General features: G+C 45.6%; 2 protein-coding genes. One reads left to right on the forward strand and one right to left on the reverse strand.

All coding sequences use genetic code 11. The features are described from left to right. Positions 1-131: 131 nt before the first annotated feature. Positions 132-686, reverse strand: coding sequence for a recombinase family protein (locus ABL924_RS18145; RefSeq protein ID WP_349028501.1), 555 nt, complete (start codon positions 684-686; stop codon positions 132-134). Positions 687-857: 171 nt separating this feature from the next. Between ABL924_RS18145 and ABL924_RS18150 the strand changes: the two genes are divergently transcribed. Continuing rightward, on the forward strand, positions 858-3,598 hold a 2,741-nt coding region (locus tag ABL924_RS18150; RefSeq protein ID WP_349028502.1), incomplete at its 3' end, for a Tn3 family transposase.

Consider the following 3,598-nt stretch of genomic DNA (forward strand, 5'->3'; position numbering starts at 1 on the left):
ATATGCACGCATCCTAAACGCACAAAATAACAACAAAATGAGCGCATCAAAATTTGGCTATTGCCGAGTATGGGGTTTGAAGTCCAATGGAACGAAAACGTACGCTAAGAAAAATTGTTTTTTAGTTACAGTTACATAGCGGTATCGTTCAGCAACTTATAAACTGTTGAGCGACCGATGCCTATTTGTTTGGCTATGGCTGTAGCCCCCAAACCATTTTCATGTAGTTCCAATATTTTTTTCCTGTCTATGGTACGTTTGCGACCAAATTTTACCCCTTTTGCTTGTGCCTCTACGCGTCCTTCATTAGTTCGTTCAAGAATACGCTGACGCTCAGCTTGGGCAACAGCGGAAAGAATGGTAACGACCATTTTCCCCATAGCACCTTCAGTGCTTATCCCATCATCTAAAAATCGGACTGAAACACCCATACCGTCAAATTCTTTGATTAATTGGATCATATCCGCCGTATCACGGCCAAGGCGATCCAATTTTTTGACCAGGATCACGTCACCTTCTTCAACTTTAACGCGTAACGAGGATAAGCCATCCCTATACACATGGCTACCTGTAACTTTATCAGTAAAAATACGGCTAGCTTTAACCCCAGATTCCTTAAGAGCCTTGACCTGAATCTCAAGGGATTGCTGGCTCGTGGAAACTCGGGCATATCCGAATAATCTCATAGATAAAGTGTCTCCTATATCGATTAATAGAAATACTGTCTATTAATGTGGTAAAAAACGATTTAATGGACATGGTAAACCGAAGAAATTACACTGTCCACTAATTTATAACATTATAGACACCTATAGCGAAATATTGTCTTCAATTCTACCTCTGTCCTGGAGCAATGGATGGCCGTCGATTTTTTAACCGCAGAACAGAAGGCTCAGTACGGTCAGTTTGCCGGCGAACCTAATGAAATCCAACTGGCAAGATACTTTCACCTTGATGAAGCTGACCTGACATTCATTATGAATCGCCGTGGCGATCATAATAAATTAGGTTTTGCGCTGCAATTAACAGCCGTCAGGTTCTTGGGATGCTTCCTTTCCGATCTGACGCTAGTGCCTGCCAAAGTCCAAGCCTTTGTAGCAAGACAGCTATCGATTGTAGATGTGGCTATTTTGGCGGATTACGCCCAAAGGGAGACCACCAAGCGCGAACACACCGCGCTTATTCGCGACCAATATGGCTACCGCGAATTTAGCGATCCGCCCTGGGCATTCCGTCTTAGCCGATTACTTTATACCCGTGCTTGGATCAGCAATGAAAGACCAGGCTTAATGTTCGACTTTGCTACCGCCTGGCTAAACCAAAACAAAGTACTACTCCCAGGTGTCACGACTTTATCACGCTTAATCTCTGAAATCAGGGAAAGAGCCGTTAACCGGCTGTGGCGACTATTAGCGGCTTTACCAACAGCTGAGCAAAAAGCCAAATTGGAAACTTTACTCAAAGTGCCAGAAGGTACACGCTCATCGGCTTTTGACCGTTATCAGAAAGGCCCCGTAACCATCAGCGGGCAAGCCTTTAATACATCTGTCGAACGCTATCTTGAATTAAAGGCATTGGGTATGCAAGCAATCGATTTTTCCCGTATACCACCGGTTCGATTGAAGAACCTTGCCCGCCACGCGGGTTTCATCACGGTACCTAAAATAGCCAGAATGCCAGAGGACAAGCGGACTGCTATTTTGGTCGCTTTTGTTAAGGCCTTTGAAACGATTGCCCTGGATGATGCTTTGGATGTACTCGATCAACTCACCACTGGGATTGCGGGTAATGCCAAAAGAATGGGTCAGAAAAATCGGTTACGGACACTGAAAGATTTGGATAAATCTGCGCTGATTTTAGTGGATGTCTGTAGACTGATATTGAATGAAGAAACACAAAACGACCAGTTACGCGATGTCATTTTTACCCAGATTACTAAAGAGCGGTTGGAAGAATCAATTGCCATCATCCAGAATTTAGCTCGTCCCTATGATGATAAATTTCATGATGAGTTGATTGAGCAGTATGGTAGGGTTTGCCGATTTTTACCGCGGCTACTCAATGACATCACTTTCAAGGCCGCACCTGCTGGGGAAACGACGCTTTCTGCATTCAATTATCTTGCCGCTTTGGGTACATCACGCAAACAGACCTTAGATAAGCCACCTATGGATATTATTTCCGCTCCTTGGAAACGATTGATCTTTGATAAAGACGGGCGAGTCACTAAACGGGGATATACGCTGTGTTTTCTCGACAAATTACAAGATACTTTGCGAAGGCGCGATATCTATGTTGAAAATAGTGACCGTTGGGGCGATCCCAGGGCAAAATTGCTGCAAGGTGCTAACTGGCAAGCAAACCGAATCCAGATTTGTCGTTCGATTGGACAGCCGGTGCAACCCGAAGAAGCAATTACTACTCTAACACATCAACTGGATGCCACTTACAAACAAGTTGCCGCTAACTTTGCGGATAATGCAGCAGTCAGGATCGATAATTCCGGCAAACACCCCGCTTTAACCATCACCAACCTCGATAAACTTGATGAGCCGCCCAGCCTCACTCGACTCAGTGAGCAGGTTACTGGATTATTGCCAAAAGTCGATCTCACTGAGTTACTGTTGGAAATCCATGCCCATACAGACTTTGCTGATGAATTCACGCATGTGAGCGAAGCCAATGCTCGTGCCAATGATTTGCCGGTTAGTATTTGTGCAGTACTCATGGCCGAAGCCTGTAATATTGGACTAGAGCCCTTAATCAAGCACAATATTACGGCGCTGACTCGCCATCGCCTGAATTGGGTCAAGCAAAACTACCTGCGGGCAGAAACACTTGTTCGGGCTAATGCCCGATTGGTCGATTATCAATCAACCCTCTCTTTGGCTAAAAAATGGGGTGGCGGTGAAGTGGCTTCTGCCGACGGAATGCGTCTGGTTACGCCTGTTCGTACCATTAATGCTGGGCCAAATAGAAAATACTTCCCTAAGGGCATTACGTGGTATAACTTTTTATCGGATCAATTTTCAGGGTTCCACGGCATCGTCGTTCCAGGGACATTGAGAGATTCTATCTTTGTTTTGGAAGGACTGTTAGAGCAACAGACTGGCTTGAATCCAACAGAAATCATGACGGATACCGCTGGAGCCAGTGATTTAGTGTTTGGATTATTCTGGCTACTTGGCTATCAATTTTCACCACGTTTGGCTGATGCCGGTGAAGCGGTTTTTTGGCGAATCGATAAAAGCGCGGATTATGGCGTGCTCAATGATCTGGCCAGAGGTTCTGTCAATACCCGCCGGATTGAACAGCATTGGGATGATATGCTGAGGATAGCCGGGTCGCTAAAACTGGGTACAATACAGGCATCAGAACTTATCCGTTCTCTTTTGAAAAGTGATCGGCCATCCAGTCTGACTAAAGCCATCATCGACGCCGGGCGCATTAACAAGACTGTGTATCTGCTGAACTATATCGATGATGAAGACTACCGCCGCCGGATATTAACGCAGCTAAACCGGGGGGAAGGACGACATGCGGTTGCTCGTGTTATTTGCCACGGTCAGCGGGGAGAAATCCGCAAGCGTTACCGCGA

The sequence above is a fragment of the Methyloglobulus sp. genome, assembly GCF_040079455.1.
Classification (GTDB): domain Bacteria; phylum Pseudomonadota; class Gammaproteobacteria; order Methylococcales; family Methylomonadaceae; genus Methyloglobulus.